17 protein-coding genes are annotated in these 19,598 nt (G+C 62.5%); 9 read left to right on the plus strand and 8 right to left on the minus strand.

Annotation, left to right across the window (positions count from 1 at the left end):
* Positions 1–114: 114 nt before the first annotated feature.
* From GWG67_RS27035 to GWG67_RS27050, 4 genes are all read left to right on the plus strand, one after another.
* Positions 115–1,224: an alpha/beta hydrolase gene (locus GWG67_RS27035; RefSeq protein WP_275172407.1), complete on the plus strand. Its 1,110-nt coding sequence runs from the start codon at positions 115–117 to the stop codon at positions 1,222–1,224.
* 335 nt (positions 1,225–1,559) lie between these two features.
* Positions 1,560–2,114 carry a hypothetical protein gene (locus tag GWG67_RS27040; RefSeq protein ID WP_275172408.1) on the plus strand — a complete coding sequence of 185 codons (555 nt, stop codon included), beginning with the start codon at positions 1,560–1,562 and terminating at the stop codon, positions 2,112–2,114.
* Positions 2,114–2,407, plus strand: a complete 294-nt coding sequence (locus GWG67_RS27045; protein WP_275172409.1) for a transcriptional regulator — start codon at positions 2,114–2,116, stop codon at positions 2,405–2,407. The genes GWG67_RS27040 and GWG67_RS27045 overlap by 1 nt, the downstream gene beginning before the upstream one ends.
* 226 nt (positions 2,408–2,633) lie before the next feature.
* Positions 2,634–6,200 carry an SIR2 family protein gene (locus tag GWG67_RS27050; protein ID WP_275172410.1) on the plus strand — a complete coding sequence of 1,189 codons (3,567 nt, stop codon included), beginning with the start codon at positions 2,634–2,636 and terminating at the stop codon, positions 6,198–6,200.
* Between the two features lie 99 nt (positions 6,201–6,299).
* Here the strand turns inward: GWG67_RS27050 and GWG67_RS27055 are convergent, their stop codons facing one another.
* Both GWG67_RS27055 and GWG67_RS27060 read right to left on the minus strand, forming a co-directional pair.
* The gene (locus GWG67_RS27055; protein WP_275172411.1) at positions 6,300–7,067 is read right to left on the minus strand and encodes a hypothetical protein; all 768 of its coding nucleotides are present in this window, start codon (positions 7,065–7,067) and stop codon (positions 6,300–6,302) included.
* Between the two features lie 468 nt (positions 7,068–7,535).
* Positions 7,536–7,826, minus strand: a complete 291-nt coding sequence (locus GWG67_RS27060; protein ID WP_275172412.1) for a hypothetical protein — start codon at positions 7,824–7,826, stop codon at positions 7,536–7,538.
* Positions 7,827–8,121: 295 nt separating this feature from the next.
* On the opposite strand from GWG67_RS27060, the gene purD reads away from it, so the two are divergent.
* Both purD and GWG67_RS27070 read left to right on the plus strand, forming a co-directional pair.
* Positions 8,122–9,405, plus strand: a complete 1,284-nt coding sequence (purD, locus tag GWG67_RS27065; RefSeq protein ID WP_275172413.1) for a phosphoribosylamine--glycine ligase — start codon at positions 8,122–8,124, stop codon at positions 9,403–9,405.
* Between the two features lie 184 nt (positions 9,406–9,589).
* The gene (locus tag GWG67_RS27070) at positions 9,590–10,495 is read left to right on the plus strand and encodes an alpha/beta fold hydrolase (RefSeq protein WP_275172414.1); all 906 of its coding nucleotides are present in this window, start codon (positions 9,590–9,592) and stop codon (positions 10,493–10,495) included.
* Here GWG67_RS27070 and GWG67_RS27075 read toward each other — a convergent pair.
* A complete protein-coding gene (locus GWG67_RS27075) occupies positions 10,492–10,950 on the minus strand; it encodes a nucleoside deaminase (RefSeq protein ID WP_275172521.1) in 459 nt (152 codons plus the stop codon). The two genes, GWG67_RS27070 and GWG67_RS27075, sit on opposite strands and share 4 nt — an antisense overlap.
* Positions 10,951–11,070: 120 nt before the next feature.
* Between GWG67_RS27075 and GWG67_RS27080 the strand changes: the two genes are divergently transcribed.
* Both GWG67_RS27080 and rsmD read left to right on the plus strand, forming a co-directional pair.
* Positions 11,071–13,218, plus strand: coding sequence for a pseudouridine synthase (locus tag GWG67_RS27080; protein ID WP_275172415.1), 2,148 nt, complete (start codon positions 11,071–11,073; stop codon positions 13,216–13,218).
* Between the two features lie 2 nt (positions 13,219–13,220).
* Complete coding sequence (rsmD, locus tag GWG67_RS27085) at positions 13,221–13,775, plus strand: 16S rRNA (guanine(966)-N(2))-methyltransferase RsmD (protein ID WP_275172416.1); 555 nt, start codon at positions 13,221–13,223, stop codon at positions 13,773–13,775.
* 107 nt (positions 13,776–13,882) lie between these two features.
* Here rsmD and mutL read toward each other — a convergent pair whose 3' ends face one another.
* On the minus strand, positions 13,883–15,694 hold the full coding sequence (gene mutL / locus GWG67_RS27090; RefSeq protein ID WP_275172417.1) for a DNA mismatch repair endonuclease MutL: 1,812 nt from the start codon (positions 15,692–15,694) through the stop codon (positions 13,883–13,885).
* 245 nt (positions 15,695–15,939) lie between these two features.
* Here mutL and GWG67_RS27095 point away from each other — a divergent pair, with 245 nt between their 5' ends.
* On the plus strand, positions 15,940–16,257 hold the full coding sequence (locus tag GWG67_RS27095) for a ribbon-helix-helix domain-containing protein (RefSeq protein WP_275172418.1): 318 nt from the start codon (positions 15,940–15,942) through the stop codon (positions 16,255–16,257).
* 147 nt (positions 16,258–16,404) lie between these two features.
* Here the strand turns inward: GWG67_RS27095 and GWG67_RS27100 are convergent, their stop codons facing one another.
* From GWG67_RS27100 to GWG67_RS27115, 4 genes are read right to left on the minus strand one after another with little or no spacing between them, the layout of a single operon-like run.
* Positions 16,405–17,973, minus strand: a complete 1,569-nt coding sequence (locus GWG67_RS27100; RefSeq protein WP_275172419.1) for a GMC family oxidoreductase — start codon at positions 17,971–17,973, stop codon at positions 16,405–16,407.
* 29 nt (positions 17,974–18,002) lie between these two features.
* Entirely contained in the window at positions 18,003–18,563 is a 561-nt protein-coding gene (locus tag GWG67_RS27105; RefSeq protein WP_275172420.1) for a gluconate 2-dehydrogenase subunit 3 family protein, read from the minus strand.
* A 34-nt stretch (positions 18,564–18,597) separates the two neighbouring features.
* Entirely contained in the window at positions 18,598–18,993 is a 396-nt protein-coding gene (locus GWG67_RS27110; RefSeq protein WP_275172421.1) for a VOC family protein, read from the minus strand.
* Complete coding sequence (locus tag GWG67_RS27115; protein WP_275172522.1) at positions 18,994–19,380, minus strand: cytochrome c family protein; 387 nt, start codon at positions 19,378–19,380, stop codon at positions 18,994–18,996.
* Positions 19,381–19,598: the final 218 nt, after the last annotated feature.

Here is a 19,598-nt window from a genome sequence, read left to right on the forward strand (position 1 = left end):
GGATCAGACCCGACGTTAAGGATTTTTGCAGCGCGGCGCCAATCCGGGGATTGATCAAGAGAGTACTCTGTATTATAGAGTTCTCTATATTTTATCGGTCTGAGAGGTGTGGTCATGGCAATTCGACTGCTGCGCGGCGTTTTGAACGGGCTGAAATGGGCCTTGTGCGCGGTCGGCGGCGTGGCGCTGATCCTGGCCGCCATGATCGCAACGCCGCTGGAGCGACCACCGGAGATGCGATCGGTCTCCGACTCCGCCAAGGGCATCGATTGGTCCACGCTGCCTCCGCTCGAGCGCTTCCAGGCCCGCGACGGCACCTGGATCGGCTTCCGCCACTACGCTGCCAAAGCGTTTTCAAGCGAAGTGGAAGCCGGTTCGCGTGAAGAAAACGCGTCAAAACAAGAATCCGGAGCCCCGTTCCGATCCCATCGGAACGGAAATGGCTCCGGCCCCGCCACGGGTCGCGGCGCGGTCTTCATCCACGGCTCGTCCGGCTCCAGCGGCACCGTCAATCATGCCCTGACCCATGCCATCGCCTCGCGCGGGGTGGAGACCTGGGCGCTCGACATCCGCGGCCATGGCGGCTCCGGCACGCGCGGCGATATCGGCTATGTCGGCCAGCTCGAAGACGACCTCGTCGACTTCGTCGCTCAAATCCGCAAGACCGCCCCGGAGCTGCCGCTCACCTTGATCGGCCATTCCGCAGGCGCCGGCTTCTCGCTGCGCGTCGCCGCGACACCGATCATGCAGGACATGTTCGTGCGCACCGTGCTGCTCGCGCCCTATCTCGGCTATGACGCGCCGACCAACAAGCCGCATGCCGGCGGCTGGGCCAATGTCGACCTGCCGCGCTTCTTCGCGCTCGCCACGCTGCGCAAGCTCGGCATCGACTGCTGCTCGCAGCTTCCGGTGCTCGCGCTCGCCGTGCCCGCGACTTCGGCAAAGTACCTCGTCGCCACCTATTCCGACCGCCTGACGCGCAATTTCGCGACGCGCGGCTATCGCATCGATCTTCCGGCGACGACACGCCCCGTCACGATCTTCGGCGGCGCCGAGGACGAGATGATGATCTCGGACAAGTACGCGGAGACCGTGCAGGCCATCAAACCGTCGGTCGACGTCAAGGTCATCGACGGCATCAACCACATGGGCATCGTCACCAACCCGAAGGCGATCTCGGTCATCGCCGACGACGTGGCCACGCGCGGGGCAGGGCAGTCATGATCGCCCCGTTGATGACAGGGTAACCGCATATGAGAGCAAACGATGGAGCGGCATCGGCGGTAGGCTCCCTCCCCCGCTGGCGGGGGAGGGCTGGGGAGAGGGCTGTCGCCGCGATGGGATCGTCGAGAATTGCGGAAAAAATCCCCAAGTGGAGAGAGCCCTCACCCGCCGCGCGCGGGACGATGCTGGCGCATCGCCCGGGTCGCGTCGGCCTCTCCCGCAAGCGGGAGATGCGGGAGCAAGCCGCCTAGTCCGCCTGACGTCTCGAAGGACGAGGCGCTTGCTCAGCTGTCACTGAGCGTCATACGAGATAGCCAGGGACAGAAAGGGACGACATGATCGACAGCAAGGAAGCCTCCGCGGCGCTGGCCGATATCGACGACATCGTCCAGCGCGTGAAGCAATCGCAGCTCTATGAGCTGGCGAGCCACGCCGCCGTCTGGTGGGGCGTCCTGGTGTTTGCGGCCAACCTCGTGACCTGGCTTTGGCCGGTCTATGCGGTCTACGCCTGGGTTGCTGCGGACGCGTTGGGCGCCGGCGGTCTGGTGGCGCTGCGCATCTTCAATCCGCCGCATCACTCCCATGGCGTCGGCTTCAATGTCAGACTGCTTCTGGTGTTCGCGCTGTTCTTCGCCTTCGGTTATCTCTGCACCAATTTGCTCGGTCATTTCGGTGCGCGCCAGCTCGGCACGTTCTGGCCGCTCTACTTCATGCTGTTCTATTCGCTGGCGGGTCTCTGGTTCGGCTATGCCTTCATCGCGATCGGTCTCGGCATCTCCGCGCTGACGCTGATCGGCTACTTCTACATCGGCCAGGCGTTTCCGCTCTGGATGGCCTTCGTCAACGGCGGAGGCCTGATCCTCGGCGGCCTCTGGATGCGGCGGATCTGATGGCCGAGCTCGACGACATCATCCACCAGCCGCTGCGGCTGAAGATCATGGCGGCGCTGAACGCGCTGCCGGCCACCGCAGGATTGGAGTTTTCCCGGCTGAAAAAGCTCACCGGCGCGACCGACGGCAATCTCGGCGCGCATATCGAGACACTGGCCAAGGCGGGTTACGTTTCGGTGGAGAAGGCGTTCGTCGGCAAGAAGCCGCAGACCACGGTCACCGCGACCGCAGCGGGCCGCGTCGCCTTCGCGCGGCATGTGGCGATGTTGCAGGAGATCATTGGGCCAAGCTGAGGTTACACTTGAAGCCCAGAACGGTCCCTGGATTATCACAGACACCAAACAAGAGTTTCTGCCGCATTGAAGATAGCCGAAAGCGCCGCTTGCTATGAGATGTCCTGCATTCTCACAATGCTTTCAGAATGACGGCTCTTTCGCACCATCGAACCATTCGTCTATGTTCCGGAGTGGGACAGACACCTTGCCTTTCTAGATGGTGAGAAACGAACGCGGACCGACTATGAACTTAACAGATCTACCTGATTATCCGACGCTGCGCCAAGTGCAGCAGGCGCTCTGGGGCGCAAAGGAGGTGAGAGGCGCAGCCATCATGGTCGGCGCCGGCTTCAGCAGGTTTGCACGGCTCGCATCGCAGGATGGCCGCATGCCCCCTCTCTGGAGCGACTTCGAGGTGGAGATGCGTAAGCGTCTTCATGGCGAAAGCCTGCCGAATGATCCGCTCAAGCTGGCTGAGCAATACAGCACCGCACTGGGCCGGCATGCGCTGGATACGCTCATCCGCGATCTCGTATCTGACCATCAGTGGACGCCCGGCGATATGCATTCCCGACTGATGGGGTTGCCCTGGGCTGATGTCCTCACGACGAACTGGGATACGCTTCTTGAGCGCACGCCGATCGACGAACCTGATCGCACTTATGAGGTCGTGCGGGTGCTTTCCGACATTGCCCGGACGCGGGCTCCACGGATTGTTAAACTCCACGGCAGCCTGCCATCTCATGAACCGTTTATCTTCACAGCAGAGGATTTCCGGACCTACCCACAGCGCTTTGCTCCCTTCGTCAATCTGGCACAGCAGGTTCTGCTCGAAAACGAATTATGCCTAATCGGCTTCTCCGGCGACGATCCGAATTTTCTGCAATGGTCGGGATGGGTCCGGGATCAACTGGGTGCTTCGGCCCGAAAAATCCGGCTGGTCGGGGTTTTGAATCTATCGCCTTCACGGCGTCAGGTACTCGAACACTACAATATCTCGCCGATCGATCTGGCCCCGTTGGTCGAACACTGCGAGAGGGATGAAAAGCATTCCCGCGCGATGACGATCTTCATCGATAGCCTGTGGGAGGCCAAGCCGCAGCCGAGCCATGTATGGACGCGCCATGAGGGACATAAGGGAGCGGACAAGGAGCCGCCGCTTCCTGATCCTGATGCATTCTGTCTCGCCGTCGGCCAGCGGTGGCGGGAAGACCGGGAGCGGTATCCCGGCTGGCTGGTTGCGCCGCCTTACGAGCGGAAAAGGCTCGAATATGATACCCACTCATTCTTCCCGGAATTATGGGGAAGCCTGCGCAAGGCCAATGCCGATACGCGCGCAATGGTCGTTTACGAGCTGATCTGGCGCCATGAAACGGCGCTCAGGCCTATTCCGCCTGACGCCGTCGAGCTTGCAGAGGAGGCGCTGCAACAGAATACTGGCCTTACGGCTGCGCAGCGGGACGCACTTCAGATTGCACTGCTGCGCGCAGCACGGCGCCGCCGCGATTGGACAGCGTTTGAAGAACTTGCCGCAGCCATGGAAAAATCATCCCGGATGGAAGAAGGACTCGCCTACGAGCGCGCGCTCCGCTGCCGTGATGAGCTAGATTTTGCCGGCCTTGCTGCGGCGGTCGGCGCGGTTGCGGGCAACGATCCGGCGTGGGGTATTCGGAGGGCCGCGCTGCTGTGCGAACTTTGCCAGGACGGCAAAGCTGCGCAGACAATCTTTGACGCCTGGAAGAACATAAAGGAACGCCGAGCTCAGGATCGCCGGTCCATCTGGCTCTTGTCGCGCGAAGCCTGGGCGGCATGGCTCATGAAGCGTGTGCATTTCACGATGCGCGACAATCCGGAATTCAAGAAGGTGCGCGACGATGAGTATGAGCGCTGGCCGGTCAAATACAAAGCGGCAAACTGCGACCCATGGGATGAAACGACCTATTTCGATCATGAGATAGGCGAAGAGTTCGATCGCCGGCTCAAGGAAGCTGAAACAATACAGCTTCGTTTTGATGCGGGTACATACCGGGACCAGTCGAAGACCATCCGCTTCGTTGCAGGAAGCGCACCATCCTTCTATGAAATCTTTGCCCTTGCGGATCACGTCGGACTATCATCATCGATCGATCACTTCGATGTTCTGGGGACACGCTTTGTCAGAAGCCTGGAAGTCGCCCGCATAACATCCGATGTTACAATTTGGGCAGCCGTGCTCAGGCTGCCCAATGGCTCAGATGGGTTTATCGACCGGTACTTCAGCCGGGTAAAAGTAGCGCAGATGCCAAGCGAGGTGGTGAAAGCCATTATCGACCGGCTGAAGCAGGCGGTCGATTACGGACGTACGCAGTTCGCCGTGCATAACTGGATCAGCCGGACGGTGAAGTATACAGAGCTTTTGTCGCGGCTGGTCGTTCGTCTGTCGCCGAATGAAGCGGCCAAGATGTTTGGATGGGCAATGAGCCTGTCGAACGACAAGGAATGGGAACACTGGTGGCTGTTCGAGCCCCTCACTAACCTCTTGACCCGTTCGCTGGAAGCGGTGCCGCCGTCGATGCGAAGCGCGCTGACACTGTCAGCAATCCAGCTGAGACTTCCCAAGGACACCTCGCGGGAAGGCATCGAGCACCACTGGCCCGAGCTGGCCTTTTCTTTCGATAGAAATGATTATTCTTCACGCGACTCAAGCTATGCATGGGTCAACGCCGTTGCATCGTTGATAGAGACATGTCGGTCCTATTCAGATTTGAACCGAACACGCGCTATCTGGCGTCTGGTTGCGATGCACGACGCCGGCGTTCTCACTGATGCTGAAAAAGCCAGCTTTGGAGCGGCGCTGTGGTCCCAACGGGATGGAGACGAGGGACTTCCGTCTCATGCCAATCTTTATGGTCAGGTTTTCCTGCGGCTTCCAGAACCCGAGACCGGCCTCAGCCGGAAGGCCTTTGATCACAGTATTGTACACGATCTAGTTGCGGGAAAGCTGGACGAATTCCGGCTGAATTCTCTAGCTGCCAGCGCACGCGACCTTGAAGGTAATCTTGTCCCGGCGCCTTTGACGCTCGCAGATGCAAAAGCGGTTCTGGAGAAGTGTCTGGAATGGAAACCCAAAGCACGCGAATTCCCGGATCCGTTTCTTCTGAGCAAACAGCAGGAAATAGAGAACAGCATCGGCCCGTGTTTGGCGAACGCGGTTCTGCCACTTCTGAGCGCGGACGATATTGAGGCGGATGGGATCCAAAAATGGTCCGATGCTCTGCGCAAGGGCCCGGTTGAATCGCTGGTCCAGACGGCGGCCCAGTTCATACGCATATTTCCGGAACGGGAGCCTCTAGGCATTTCTTCGATCCGGCGCGCGCTGGCGGGCCGTACCGATATTGCGATCAACGGCGCGGTCGTAGCGATCAATCATCTGGTTAAACTGCGCAGCAGCGCGCCCGCATCCTTTCCGCACGTGCTCGCGTCGGATGTCGTTTCCCTATGCGTCAACCGCCGCGAACCAGGGCTGCTGATGGTGCTTGGGTGCGCGCGGCGTCTGCTGGTCGCGGGTTTGATAGCTCCGGGCGAAGAGGCGCGCCTTGTCGAAGCATTGGAGTTGCTCTCTATCGAAACCAACTATGAGAATTGGGATCCGCGTGATCTTCCTTCGCGATCTCTAAGCTTAGTGCGGCGCGAATGTGTTCGCCTGGCAGATCAGCTGAAGAAAGCCGGTACGTCTGGAGACGCTATCGACAATTGGCTTGCTGTCTATCCGGATGATCCTGTGCCAGAGGTCCGGTTCGCTCTGGAGGGTAGGCCTGAATGGGCTGACTAAGTTATCAACTGCGGAATTACGGTGACAGTGCACTAAACGGGAGCAACTAATGCTTAGACTTTGGGGATTTAGTGTACTGTCGTAATTCCAATGCGGCGTCTAAGGGCGCGCAGGACCCAATTCATCCAGCATCTTGTTGCCCATCTCATCGACCGTCAGAAAGTCGACGACCATCTGCACGTGAAAGGCGTAACGAGCAGTAGTTTCCGTCATAGAATGCGAGATTAGCGGTTGAAACACGAGCAGCTTATTTTGCTCGGCCGACAATCGTTCATATTCGTAGGGGTCGCCGCGAACATACAGAGCCTCTTGCATGCCGCGCTCGAGGGTGTTGTAGACGTCGACATGCTTGGTTGGAACTCCGCCGGGCGGCACGTACAACGGAATGCGGTGGGCCAGCGCATCACGATATTCGATGATGTAGTCCAGCCACGGATCGAGCTTCACCAAATAGTCCTGAAAGCCGACACTTAACGTGGACCGCACTTCCGTATGCTTTGCCCGCAATCCGACGCTGTTGCGCCGCATCTTGCGATCAAGGCCTTTCTCATACACCCAGATCCACGCGAGATTGTCGACGCAGCCATAGACGTTCGCGAAGAATGACTGGATGTTGATCTGGGCATCATGCAGCACGTTCTTCTCCGGTACGTGCTCTGTATCCATCGGGATGAGTGCAAAAACGTTGTCTACGCATCGCACCAGCGTGCCCAAGCGACGCACGAAGCCGTGCAGGAAGTATTCCGCCGCCTTCTCTTGCTGAAAACGTGTGAACGGGAGCTTGAGCAGCATCTTGTTGTACTTGAGAAGGAGCGTCCCACGCTTTTCCTCGATTTCCTTGATCTGCTCGGGCGTTAGGAAAGCCATCAAATCGAACCCCCTTGTGCCGTGATAATATACAGCAAAGCTCCGCCCAACAGTCGGGTCTTGGACCGGAGTGGACGTTCACGGCCTGCTTCGCTGCTTGATCGCCCGCAGCCGTTACGCCTCCTCCTCGTACGGGTCATCACCGGTCGGCGGCGTCACCAAATTCGCCCCTTCCTTGCGGAAAAAATCGTCTGTTGAGATGACGGGGGTTATCCAATCAGGCGATACAGCCCAAAGCCTACAGCGTAGGCTGCTGCCGCTTGGAGAATGTTTATGATTGATATTCGAAAGAGGTAGGCTAGCGGGCCGCCTGATGCGGCCTGCATTGCCCGCACTCCGAAATACATCAAGTTCCAAATTACCATAGCGCCGCCCACGAAAATCACGGTGTAAAGGGGCCATCCCTTGCACCCGGCGTAAGCAGCAATCCCGAAGATAATCGCTAGCAAGGTTGGCATACTCGGACTGTCAAAAATATCCGGCGTGAGTGCCTGCACGCCACGCCGCCCAACAGAGCACGCCAATTACTATGACCTTGATTGCCAGAAGACTCCGTATTCCAGAGTTGAAGAAATCGACTGGTAAATTGGCTTCCAATCGTTTGCGCATGTACCAATCTGGGTCCACAACGGCCCTCACGGCGGCTCCAGCGTTATTTACGATCCCAAATGCGCTGAACCAAAAGGCAAGTTTGTACTCGCCAATCACGTAAAGGAATCCGGCAAATCCGACGAAAAAATAATCAGTGATGCCCGTCATTCGAGAAGGGTAGCGCAGTCCGCGTTCTGTAGCGACTCTGATCGTCTTAGTTGTTGCTGCGATATCAATGCCAAACGAAGTGCCAGCGGAATCTCTATTTTGAACATCCGCTGGAGAGAGTGGCCCTCACATTGATATTGTTTCGTTTTTTTCTGCTATGACTCTACCGCAAGGGGAGAAAGGGCAGCGGAGCAAGCCACCCGGAATGGCGGTGAGTTCGACACCAGACCCCCTTCACACCCACCCCGATTCATGCGACCTCCGCGTTCACCAAAACCCTCATTTCGAGCCCTCGATGCACATTCTCCTGCTTGGTTCCGGCGGCCGCGAACATGCGCTGGCGTGGAAGATCGCGGCGTCTCCCCTGGTGACCAAATTCTGGTGCGCGCCGGGCAATGCCGGGATCGCGCGCGAGGCGGAATGCGTGGCGCTCGATGTCGCCGACCATGGCGCCGTGATCGCCTTCTGCAAGACCAATGCGGTCGAGCTCGTGGTGGTCGGCCCGGAGACGCCGCTGGCGGCCGGTATCGTCGATGACCTCACCGCCGCAGGCATCAAGGCGTTCGGGCCGGACAGAATCCCCGCCCAGCTCGAAAGCTCCAAGGGCTTCACCAAGGCGCTGTGCACCGAATTCGGCATTCCGACCGGCGCCTACAAGCGATTCACCAACGCCGCCGATGCGCGTGCCTACGTCCAGAGCCAGGGCGCGCCGATCGTGGTCAAGGCCGACGGCCTTGCCGCCGGCAAGGGCGTCGTCGTCGCCAAGTCGGTGCGCGAGGCGGAGGACGCCATCGCCATGATGTTCGAGGGCGGCTTTGGCGAGGCCGGCGCCGAGGTCGTGATCGAGGAGTTTCTGCCGGGCCGCGAGATCAGCTTCTTCGCGCTGTGCGACGGCGAGACCGCCATTCCGCTGGCCTCCGCGCAGGACCACAAGCGCGTGTTCGACCATGACGTCGGCCCGAACACCGGCGGCATGGGCGCCTATTCGCCGACGCCGCTGGTGACGCCGGCGATCCATGACGCGATCATGGCCAAGATCATCAGGCCTACGGTATCAGGCATGAAGCAGCGCGGCACGCCGTTTCGCGGCATCCTCTACGCCGGGATCATGCTGACGACGCAAGGGCCAAAACTGTTCGAGTTCAACGTGCGCTTCGGCGATCCCGAGTGCCAGGTGCTGATGCTCAGGATGATGTCGGACATCGTGCCGGCCTTCCTCGCCGCCTGCGACGGCCAGCTGAAGAATTTCGACCTCCGCTGGCATCCGGAGGCCGCGCTCACGGTGGTGATGGCCGCGAAGGGATATCCCGGCGACTATCAGAAAGGCACGCGGATCGAGGGGCTCGATGACGCCTCAGAGGTCGAGACCGCCGAGATCTTCCACGCCGGCACGGTCGAGAAGGACGGCGCCATCCTCGCCAATGGCGGCCGCGTGCTCAATGTCTGCGCGCTCGGCAAGACCGTGACGGAGGCGCAGGCCCGCGCCTACCAGGCCGTTGACCGCATCAACTGGCCGGAAGGTTTTTGCCGCCGCGACATCGGCTGGCAGGCGGTGGACGCCGAGAAGTCCCAGAACTAAGGCCCTGAGCTGACAGGCTTTTTTCGCACGCGCGCGCAATTTCCGCCCCGCCCGTCGGCACTCCGAAATTGTGTAGGCGCCAGTTGGACTTAGCTACTGTGCATGGGGTTGTTTTTCGACTTTTTTGTTTTGGGGCATTCTCAAGACCGAGCAGATTCCACGCTGACAGATAAGGATGCACAAGATGTCCGATCTCGCCGACCTCTATCCAGGCTTCGCCTCCGAATGGATCAACACCTCCTTCGGCCGCATCTTCGCCCGCGTCGGCGGCAAGGGACCGCCGCTGTTGCTGCTGCACGGCTTCTCCGAGACCAACGTGATGTGGCACCGCGTCGCGCCGCAGCTGGCCGACGCCTTCACGCTGATCATCGCCGATCTGCCCGGCTATGGCTGGTCCGACATGCCCGAGAGCGACGCGCTGCACATCCCCTACAGCAAGCGCGCGATGGCCAAGGCCATGGTCGAGGCGATGGAGCGCCTCGGCCACGTGCACTTCGCGCTCGCCGGCCACGACCGCGGCGGCCGCGTCGCCTATCGCCTGGCGCTCGATCATCCCGGCCGGCTGTCGAAGCTCGCGGTGCTCGATATCCTGCCGACCTATAATTACTGGGAGCGGGTGAACCGCGCCTACGCGCTGAAGATCTATCACTGGACTTTTTTGGCGCAGCCAGCCCCGTTGCCGGAGACGCTGATTGCGAGCAATGGCGAGTTCTTCCTGCGCTTCAAGATGGCGAGCCAGACCAGGTCGAAGACGCTCGACGCCATCGACCAGCGCGCGCTCGAACACTACATCGCCCCGTTCCGCGATCCCGCCCGCGTGCACGCGATGTGCGAGGATTATCGCGCCGGCGCCTATTTCGACTACGATCTCGACAAGGCCGATTTCGAGGCCGGCAAGAAGATCACGATTCCCATGCTGGCGCTGTGGGGCAACGCCGGCGTGGCGCAAGCCGCCGCCACCCCGCTCGACATCTGGAAGCAGTGGGCGACCAACGTCGCGGGCATGCCGGTGGATTCGGGGCACTTCCTCACCGAGGAGAACCCCGACGTCACCGCGAAGGCGCTGCGCGAGTTCTTTGCCGCGCCTTAGCGCCGCTCCCGAAAGAAGTCCTTGAGCAGCCGCGCCGACTCGCTTTCGCCCACCCCGGAATAGACATCCGGGACGTGATGGCAGGTCGGCGAGGTGAAGAACCGCACGCCTGATTCAACCGCGCCGCCCTTGGGGTCGGCGGCGCCGTAATACAGGCGCCTCACCCTTGCAAACGAGATCGCGCCCGCACACATGGTGCAGGGCTCCAGCGTCACGTAGAGGTCGCAGTCGACCAGGCGCTCGCTGCCGATTTTCTTGGCGGCGTCGCGCAGCGCAACGATCTCGGCATGAGCCGTGGGGTCGTAGTCGGTCAGCGTCCGGTTCGCCGCGGTGGCGATGACCTCGTAATTGCGGACCACGACGCACCCGATCGGAACTTCGCCCGCCTTTCCGGCGTTTTCGGCCGTTTTGAGCGCCAAATCCATGAAAGAGGGGGCTTTCAAGCCTCGTATCATCGCGAGAAACCTGCTAGTAGCTGCGCCTTCAGCAGAAGTGCTTGACCGAATTTGCCTGAGCATGCGGCTCGAGACGAGCGCGCACAATGCTTTCTGGCCACCCCCTGAGTGAGATTATTCATGCCTCGCGACAGCGACAAAGACAACGATTCCCGCGGCCGGCGTGATCGCGGCCCGGCCAAGGGCGGCCCCGCCAAGGGCCGGTCCGGCAAGCCACGCGGGCCCGACAAGAAGTTCGCCAAGCGCGGTCCTCCCGGGGACAAAGGCGACGCCCGCCCGCCCCGCGGAGACCGCGACAGCCGTCCCTTCCGCCGCCGCGAGGACGGCGATGCCCCGCGCCGCGACTTCAGCGACCGTCCGAAGTTCAATCGCCAAGACCGGCCGCGTGAAGATCGGCCGCGCGGCGAGGATCGTGGCGAGCGCAGCTTCAAGCCGCGCGGTGATCGTCCCTTCAAGCCGCGTGAAGACCGTCCGTTTTCCGATCGTCCGTCGCGCGACGGCGAGAAGCGCCCGTTCAAGCCTCGTGGCGACCGCCCATTTTCTGATCGCCCCTCGCGCGATGGCGAGAAGCGGCCGTTCAAGCCGCGCGGTGATCGCCCGTCCTATGGGCGTGATGACCGTCCGCCGCGCAGGGATCGCGACGATTCCCGTCCGGCCGGCCGAACCGGTGACGCGAAGTTTGGCGACAAGCGACCTTACGCGCCGCGTGGCGACCGTCCGGAACGCAAGTTCGACGGCGAGCGGAAGTTTTCGCGCGGCGCACCGGACCGCAATCGCAGCGATTCGAAACCCTGGCAGAAGCGCGATGCGGCCCCGCGCGGCGATCGGCCGCCGCGCAAGGACTTCAACAAGGGTCCGCGCAAGGATTTTGGCGGCGGCGACCGCGGTCAGGACAAGCCCTGGCAGAAGCGCGACGATCGGCAAGGCGGCGGCGAAGACCGTCCGCGCTTTTCGCGTTCGCGCGACGATCGCACATCGGGTGATCGTCCGTTCCGCGAGCGGCCCAAATTCGATCGGCCCAAGTTTGATCGGCCACGCGATGATCGTCCCAGGTTCGATCGCGGCGGCGATCGCCCGAAATTCGATCGTCCGCGCGAGCGCTCCGAAGGCCGCTCCGACTGGCACGAGCATCCCCGCAGCGAAGCGCGTTCCGGCGATCGTCCACGCCGCGAAAACGAGGATGACAGCAGGATCTTCGAAAAGCGTCCCGCCTTCGGCGGCCGCGGCGCCTATCGCAACCGTGATCGGGATTTCGAAGGCCGCCCGCGCCGGGACGAAGCACCGAAGCCGAAGAAGGCCGGCGAGCGTATCGCCAAGGTGTTGTCGCGTGCGGGCCTCGCCTCGCGCCGCGATGCCGAGGAGATGGTCACGCAGGGCCGCGTCAGCGTCAACGGCCGTGTCATCAATTCGCCTGCGCTCGACATCACCTCGAACGATGTCGTCACCGTCGACGGCAAGCCGTTGCCGGAGCGCGAGCGCACGCGGCTGTTCCTCTATCATAAGCCGCGCGGCCTGATGACGACGCATGACGATCCCGAGGGACGTCCGACCGTGTTCGACAATTTGCCCGAAGGTCTGCCGCGGCTGATCAGTGTCGGCCGGCTCGACTTCAACACCGAGGGCCTGCTGCTGCTCACCAATGATGGCGGGCTCGCGCGCACGCTCGAGTTGCCGGACACCGGCTGGCTGCGCCGCTACCGCGTCCGCGCCCATGGCGACGTCACGCAGGCGCAGCTCGACCAGCTGAAGAACGGCATCGAGATCGAGGGCGTCAAATATGGTCCGATCGACGCCACGCTGGAGCGTGACCAGGGCGCCAATGTCTGGCTGGTTTTTGCGATCCGCGAGGGCAAGAACCGCGAGGTGCGCAACGTTTGCGCCCATCTCGGGCTCGAGGTGAACCGGTTGATCCGGGTCTCCTACGGCCCGTTCCAGCTCGGCGAGGTCCCGGAAGGCCAGGTCGAGGAGATCAAGTCCCGTGTGCTGCGCGACCAACTCGGCGAAAAGATCATCGAGAAATCGGGCGCGCAATTCGACGTGCCGCAGAAATCGGCCTCGCATGAGGGAGACGACGCGCCCCGCGAGAAGAAGCCTGCGAGCAAGCGCGGCGTGATCAACGACCGCAAGGGCCGCCGCGTTCTGGTGCAGCGCACCGGCAGCGAGGAAGCGCGCGAGCGCAACGAGGCTGAGGCGAGCGGCTATGGTCCGCCGCGCCGTCCCAAGCGCGGCTATCACGGCAAGCGCGATCTGGCGCCGAAGGAGGACTGACGTTGCGCGTCGTCGGCGGTCGATTGAAGGGGCGCAATCTGGCCTCACCGTCCTCGCGCGACATCCGCCCCACGGCGGACCGCCTGCGCGAGTCCGTGTTCAACATCCTCGTGCACGCCTATGACGATCCGATTCCGGATGCGCGTGTGCTCGATCTCTTCGCCGGCACCGGCGCGCTGGGCATCGAAGCGTCGTCACGCGGCGCGAAATTCGTGCTGTTCGTCGACAACGGCGCGGAAGCGCGCGCCCTGCTGCGGAACAATGTCGAGACGCTGGGCCTGGGTGGCGTGACAAAAGTCTATCGTCGTGATGCGACCGATCTCGGCCCCGCACATCCGGTCGAGCCGTTCTCGCTGGTGTTCCTCGATCCGCCCTATGGCAAGGGGTTTGCGGAGAAGGCGCTTGCGAGCCTGCGCGACGGCGGCTGGCTGACGCCGGGCGCGCTGCTCGTCGTGGAAGAGGCAAAGGCCGCACAGTTTGCGGCGCCTGAGGGTTACGAGGAATTGGAGCGGCGCGCGTATGACGACACGGAGTTCGTGTTTTTGAAGCGCCCGTAACTTCACAATCGGTTCGTAGGGTGGGTTAGCCGAAGGCGTAACCCACCACCTTGCCGCGCACGTGGGACGAAGTTGGTGGGTTACGCTTCGCTAACCCACCCTACGAATTACCTCCGCCCGAACAGCTTCTCCACGTCGCTCAGCTTCAGCTCGACATAGGTCGGCCGGCCGTGATTGCACTGGCCGGAGTTCGGGGTGTCCTCCATTTCGCGGAGCAGGGCGTTCATCTCCTCCGGCCGCAGCCTTCGGCCGGCGCGCACCGAACCGTGACAGGCCATGGTGGCGGCGACGTGCATCAGGCGGCGCTCCAGCGGCAGCGCCTCGTCCCACTCGGCCATGTGCTCGGAAAGATCGCGCAACAGCCCGCCCGCGTTGGCCTTGCCGAGCAGCGACGGCGTCTCGCGCACCGCAACCGCGCCGGGGCCGAAGGATTCGATCGCGAGGCCAAACGACGCCAATTCCTCGCTGCGCTCGAGCAGGCGCTCCACCGTAGCCTCGTCCATCTCGACGATCTCGGGGATCAGCAGGATCTGCCGCTGCACGCCATTGGCCGCTAGCGAGGCTTTCAGCCGCTCGTAGACGATGCGTTCATGCGCGGCGTGCTGGTCGACGATGATCAGGCCGTCGCGAGTTTGAGAGACGATATAGGTCTCGTGGATCTGCGTGCGCGCAGCGCCGAGCGGGCGGTCGACCAGGTCACTGACCGGCTGGGATTCGATCCGCACGTCCGCGCTGGGTGCGCCGACATCGAACGCCGCTTGCGCGCGCTCGGCGAACGCGGGTGCGGTGGAGCCTTCGAATGACGGCATCGGCGCGACCGGGGCGGATGGCGACGCCCGCCAGTCCCAGCTTGCCGGGCGCGGCGTGAATGCGGGGCGGAACGACGACAGCGCGCTCTCGCCGCTGTTGGCAGCCGTACGCCGGCCCTCCCGTGCAAGCCCTTCTTTCAATCCGTGCACGATCAGCGCGCGGACCAGGCCGGCGTTGCGAAACCGCACCTCGGTCTTGGCCGGATGCACATTGGCGTCGACCTCGCGGGGATCGAGCGTGACGAACAGCGCCAGCACCGGATGACGGTCGCGCGGCAGATAGTCGGCATAGGCCCCGCGCACCGCGCCTAAGATCAGTTTGTCGCGCACCGGACGGCCATTGACGAAGAGATATTGCCCGAGCGCGTTGGCCTTGGTCAGCGCGGGCGCTGCGGCATAGCCGGCGACCATTACGCCCTCGCGCTCGGCATGGACCTCGATGGCATGGCTGCGGAACTCTGCCCCCAGGATGTCGCCGAGACGCGTCAGGCGACCGGCGACGCCGGGCAGTGCCGCAGCCCAGGTCACCGGGGCGCGCTCTTCGCCCGCAAGCGTGAAGGCGATTTCGGGCCGCGCCATCGCCAGCCGCCGCACCACCTCACGGATCGCTTCCGCCTCGGTCCGGTCGGTCTTCAAGAACTTCAGCCGCGCCGGCGTCGCGTAGAAGAGGTCGTTGACCTCGACCCGCGTGCCGTGCGCGAGCGCGGCCGGCATGATCTCGGTTTTCTCGCCGCCCTCGACATTGAGCGCCCAGGCGTGCGGCTCACTGGCATGCCGCGTAGTGATGGCGAGCCGCGCCACAGAGCCGATCGAGGGCAGCGCCTCGCCGCGGAATCCGAGCGTGCGGATCTGCAGCAGGTCCTCGTCGTCGAGCTTGGAGGTGGCGTGACGCTCGACCGCCAGCGACAGGTCCCTGGCGGTCATGCCGCCGCCGTCGTCGGTAATGCCAATCCGCCGGCGCCCGCCACCATCGGTAAAGACGTCGATCCGACTGGCGCCGGCATCGATGGCGTTCTCGACCAGCTCCTTGACCACGCTCGCGGGACGTTCGACCACCTCGCCGGCGGCGATGCGGTTGACGACCTGTTCGGGCAATTGGCGGACGGGCATGAAACTTGGGCTTCGACCTGGATTCGCTGACAGCGATATTCTAGGCCGTGTTGCGTCAAAAGCATGTGTTGGGCAACAGGAACATGGCGGGCTGGGGAAAAGGGCTGTCTATCGCATTGAAGAGATTGGACGTTCGAGAATATCGCGCAACTGGGATGGATCAATCTCCGGTGCTGGTCCCGATTGTGGGGTACCGGGCTGCGGTGTAGCATCGTGAAAAAACGGCAACAGGACGGGAGGACGCCATGTGCCATCTCTTCGCGCACCAGCCCCAACGCGACTACGAATCCCAGACCCGCTCGTTGCGGATCGGAGGGCATTGCACCTCGATCCGTCTGGAAATGGCATTTTGGGATACACTGGAGGAGATCGCGGCCAAGGAGAACATGAGCGTCGGCAAGTTCCTGACGACGCTCTACACCGAGGTGCTCGACCATCACGGCGAGGTCAACAACTTCGCTTCGTTGCTGCGCTGCTCCTGCCTGATCTACCGCGCCAAGGCGACAGCGCCGGTGCAGACGTTCAAGACGACGGTCGCGCCCATCCTCGATGCGGCGGAATAGCCCCGATCTCGTCCTGGCGAAGGCCAGGGGCCATACCGCGGAATCCATCAGCGATGGGCGGTATGGGTCCCGAACAACGAGCCTTCGCCGAACTCCTTCCTGCGGCAATGGGTCCTGGCTTTCGCCAGGACGACGAACGAGATTGGATCAAATCTCCTTCTTCTGCATCGCACCCGCAATGTAATCCGCCTGCCGGATCGCGAGCGAGACGATGGTCAGCGTCGGATTGCAGGCTGCGCCGCTGGTGAACTGGCTGCCGTCGGAGACGAACAGGTTCTTGACGTCGTGGCTCTGGCCGAACTTGTTGACCACGCCGTCTCGCGGCTTCTCGCTCATCCGGTTGGTGCCGAGATTGTGCGTGCTCGGATAGGGCGGTGTCGGATAGCTCACGGTGGCGCCGACGGCGTCGTAGACCGCAGCGCCCTGCTTGTAGGCGTGCGCGCGCATCGCGAGATCGTTGGGATGATCGTCGAAGTGCACGCTTGCGACCGGCTGGCCGAACTTGTCCTTCACGACAGGATCGAGCGTGATGCGGTTGGTCTCCTGCGCCATGTCCTCGCCGACCAGCCACATCCCGGCCATCCGCGGATAGCCGTCGAGCGCCGCGGTGAATGGACGTCCCCAGGCGCCGGGATTGAGGAACGCCGCCATGAAGGGCAGGCCGATCGATAGTGTCTCCATCTCGTAGCCGCCGACGAAGCCGCGCTTCGGATTATTTGCGGCCTCATCGCGGATGATGCCGGCCATGGTGGTGCCGCGATACATGTGCACCGATTTCTCGAACACGGCGTAGACGCTGCCGGTCATGTGGCGCATGTAGTTGCGGCCGACCTGGCCCGATGAGTTGCCGAGGCCGTCCGGAAACATCGTGGATGCGCTGTTCAACAGCAGCCGCGGGCTTTCGATCGAATTGCCGGCCACCGCAACGATACGGGCCTTCTGGCGCTGCATCGCGCCAGTCTCGTCGGCGTACACCACGCCGGTGACCCTGCCCCCCGCGTCATGCTCGATCTTGACCGCCATGCTCGCGGGGCGGACCTCGAGATTGCCGGTCGCCTCGCCCTTGGGGATCTCGGTATAGAGCGTCGACCATTTCGCGCCTGATTTGCAGCCCTGGAAGCAGAAGCCGATCTGCTGGCAGGCGCCGCGGCCATCGCGCGGTTGGCTGTTGATCGCCATGTTGCCGGTATGCACGGTTTTGTATCCGAGCTTCTTCGCGCCGGCCTCCATCACCCTGAAGTTATTGTTGCCGGGAAGTCCGGGAATGCCGTTGGTGCGGGTCACGCCCATCTTGTTCTCGGCCTTGGCGTACCACGGCTCCATCTCGGCAAGCGTGACCGGCCAGTCCAGCAGGTTGGCGCCGGGAAGGTTGCCGTAGGTGCTCTTCACCTTGAACTCGTGCTCCTCGAACCGCAGCGATGCGCCGGCCCAGTGTGTGGTCGAGCCGCCGACCGCCTTGACGATCCAGGCGGGAAGACCCGAGAAGTCTTTTGCGACGCGCCATGTTCCCGACGTGGTGCGGGCATCGGTCCACGCGAGTTGGGAGAAACTCTCCCACTCGTCATTGACGAAGTCCTGATTTTCGATGCGGGGACCTGCTTCGAGAATGACGACCTTGACGCCCTTCTGTGCGAGTTCGTTGCCCAGTGTGCCGCCGCCGGCACCGGAGCCGACGATCACCACAACGCCGGAGTCGTTCAGATCGAATTTTGCCATATGCGTTCTCCTGAACCGTTGGGTGGACGTTAAGCCTTCGGCAGCCAGTCGATGTCGGCGAAGCCGCGGTTGATGTAGCCGCCGTGCTCGGCGGAGGAGCCCTCGTAGCCGAACCGCGGCCAGACCTCTTTCTGGTTGTAAAGAGAGACGATGAGGTCGCCGCGCACCTTCTGGAAGAACTCGCTCTGCTCGATCTCCTTCAACAGCACCACGCGGTCGGCTTCCCACGGCACTTCGGCGTAAGCCACCTTGTGGCGATCACGCGCATTCTGATCGAGCCGTGTGATGCCGTCGCTGATCAGCGACTTGACGGCCGGATCTTTCGCCGCCTTGCCGTCCCACGGCTTGATCGCGGTGATGTAATAGCTGTCGCCGAGGACGTCGTGCGGATAGATATCGCGCGCGACCTTCAGCAGCGTCTTCATCGTCGCGGGCGAAAGCGCGCTTGTCTCGTCGGCCCATGCGCCCTCGACGCTGACGGCGACGCTGACGGCGACGCTGGCCGCGACTGCCGCGACCGGCACGGCGGTCGCGGCGCCCTTGAGAAAGACGCGGCGGCTGTGCTTGCTTCGACGATCGACTTCTCTCATGGCATTCCTCCGTTGATCTTGATTTTTGATTTGGTTAGTTGAAACGTCCGCCGCGCTGAATCACCTCTATCTTGTAGCCGTCGGGATCACTGACGAAGAAGAAGCGCGCTAGCGTTTTGCCGTCGTGCTTGAAGTCACGCAGCTGGCCCGGCGCGAGCTTCTCGCGCTCGAAGCGGGCATGTTCGGCATCGAGATCCTCGACCACCACGGCTAGATGTCCGTAGCCGTCGCCGAGCGCATACGGTTCCTTGCGATCGAAATTGACCGTCAGCTCCACCTCGAAGGGTGAGGACGGGTGCCGCAGATAGATCAAGACAAAGTCTGCGAACTTCAGACGGTCGGTGATTTCCAGGCCAAAGGCCCGCTGGTAGAAGTCGAGAGAGCGCGCCTCGTCGAGTGCGCGGATCATGGAATGGACCGGCTTCGCCATTCAGTGCTGCTCCCTAAGAAAGGCGATGATGGCGGCGCGCGTCTCCGGCTTCGCCTGCCGGTAGACCATGACGACGCCGGGAATCACCGCTTGCGGATTGGTCAGCCAGGCATCGAGCTTCGTCTCGTCCCAGGCAAAGGCTGCTTTTGCGAGGGGCTCTGAATAGTGAAAGCCTTCGACCTTTCCGGCGAGACGCCCGACGATCCTAACCAGCGGCGGACCCTGCCGCACCGGTTCTGACAGGTTCGTGGTGTGGCACACCGCGCATTGCTGCTTGAACAGTGTCGCGCCATCCGGCGGCTTTGCAGCCGGCAAGGGCATTTGCGCCTCGGCCAACTGCACCACCAGCACCATCGCGGTGCACAACCCCAGCACGATCGCGCGCATCGTCAAAAGTCCGCCCATCCACGTCAATTCAGCGTGCGCAAATTCTAGGCGCAGCAAAACAAGCCGTGGTAGTAGCGGGCTGTTTCGCTGCGTGTGGAGATGCGCGCGGGCAGCGTCGTTCCGCGCTGCCGCACATGCGGAGGACAATTCCGCGAAACCGCCGTCAAATCCCTAAACGATCACCACACGAGACAGATTGCATCACGGCCGCGCCGTTC

The organism is Bradyrhizobium sp. CSS354, assembly GCF_029051725.1.
Classification (GTDB): domain Bacteria; phylum Pseudomonadota; class Alphaproteobacteria; order Rhizobiales; family Xanthobacteraceae; genus Bradyrhizobium.